Origin of the sequence: Streptomyces otsuchiensis (assembly GCF_004305975.1) — a bacterium.
Classification (GTDB): Bacteria; Actinomycetota; Actinomycetes; order Streptomycetales; family Streptomycetaceae; genus Streptomyces; species Streptomyces otsuchiensis.
Genome location: NZ_BHZI01000643.1, coordinates 1 through 304 on the forward strand (window position 1 = coordinate 1; position 304 = coordinate 304).

Consider the following 304-nt stretch of genomic DNA (forward strand, 5'->3'; position numbering starts at 1 on the left):
ACCTGCGCGCCGCGTTCTGGCTCGTCGACCTGCTGGAGACGGCCGGCTGGGGCGGCCCCCGCCACTTCGACTTCAAGCCCCCGCGGACCGAGGACGCCGACGGCGTCTGGGAGTCCGCCGCAGGCTGCATGCGCAACTACCTGATCCTCAAGGAGCGCGCCGCGGCCTTCCGCGCCGACCCCGAGGTGCAGGAGGCGCTGCGCGCCTCGCGCGTCGACGAGCTGGGCCGGCCGACGCTGAACGAGGGCGAGACCCCGTCCACGCTGCTCGCGGACGCCTCGGCGTTCGAGGAGTTCGACGTGGA

The 304-nt window shown here is 74.0% G+C and carries 1 pseudogene; it reads left to right on the forward strand.

From position 1 onward, the window contains the following. Nucleotides 1–304 (forward strand): annotated as a pseudogene (locus E0D90_RS26190) (xylose isomerase); the annotation flags it as partial.